The sequence below is a fragment of the Actinospica acidithermotolerans genome (assembly GCF_018139625.1).
In the GTDB taxonomy this organism is placed as follows: domain Bacteria; phylum Actinomycetota; class Actinomycetes; order Streptomycetales; family Catenulisporaceae; genus Actinospica; species Actinospica acidithermotolerans.
Genome location: NZ_JAGSOH010000285.1, coordinates 1 through 1,107, shown reverse-complemented (window position 1 = coordinate 1,107; position 1,107 = coordinate 1). Strand labels below are relative to the sequence as shown.

The 1,107-nt window shown below is 73.6% G+C and carries 2 protein-coding genes; both read left to right on the top strand.

Annotated features, from left to right (window positions below; all coding sequences use genetic code 11):
* The coding region (locus tag KDK95_RS34705; RefSeq protein WP_212522598.1) for a spermidine synthase at window positions 1-804 on the top strand (804 nt) is incomplete at its 5' end.
* Window positions 805-891: 87 nt separating this feature from the next.
* On the top strand, window positions 892-1,107 hold a 216-nt coding region (locus KDK95_RS34700), incomplete at its 3' end, for a homogentisate 1,2-dioxygenase (RefSeq protein ID WP_212522597.1).

Below are 1,107 nucleotides of genomic sequence, written 5' to 3'. Positions count from 1 at the left end.
GGCCTCGCCCGCCTCATGCCCGACACCGACCACCCCGCCGCCTACCTCCTCACCGTCGACGACACCCCCCAGTCCTACGTCGACCTCGACGACCCGGCCCATCTCGAATTCGAATACGTCCGCCGCCTCGCCCACCTCGCCGACCTCGCCTTCCCCGAAGGCAAGCCCCTCGACGCCCTCCACCTCGGCGGCGGCGCACTCACCCTCCCGCGCTACCTCGCCCACACCCGGCCCGGCTCCCGCCAGCTCGCCGTCGAGATCGACACCGGCCTCACCGACTTCGTCCGCAGCCACCTCCCCCTCGACAAGCGCGCCCGCATCCGCGTCCGCGTCGCCGACGCCCGCGAAGCCCTCGCCACCATGAAACCCGCCGACTGGGACCTCATCGTCAGCGACGTGTTCGCCGCCGCCCGCACCCCGGCTCACCTCACCAGCGTCGAATACGTGCGGCTCGGCGCCACCGCCCTGCGCGAAACCGGGGTCTACGCCGCCAACCTCGCCGACGGCGCCCCGCTCAAGTTCGCCCGCGCGCAGGCCGCCACGGTCCACGCCGTCTACCCCCACTGCGCCCTGATCGCCGAACCCGGCGTCCTGCGCGGCCGACGCTTCGGCAACCTCGTCCTCGCCGCCGGCCACCGGCCCCTCCCGCTCGCCGACCTCACCCGCAAGGCCGCCGCGGACCCCTTCCCGGCCCGCGTCCTCGCCGGCGACGAACTGCGCCAGTGGATCGCCGGCGCCGCCCCCGTCACCGACGCCACCGCCGCCGACTCCCCGGAACCCCCGGCGGGCGCGTTCACGGTCTGACCGCGGTACGGCCGCGGCGCGATGCGGTGCGACCGCCGCGGCTTCGGCGGATTGACGCGCAATCCTCCGAATGATTCGATGATTCACATGAATGAAGGCGCGACGCACGTCCCGGCCGAGACCGACACCCCCAGCTACCTGTCCGGCTTCGGCAACGAGCACCAGAGCGAGGCCGTTCCCGGCGCCCTCCCCAAGGGCCAGAACTCACCCCAGCAGGCCCCGCTCGGCCTCTACGCCGAACAGATCAGCGGCACCGCCTTCACCCAGCCCCGCCACGTCAACCGCCGCACCTGGGTCTACCGC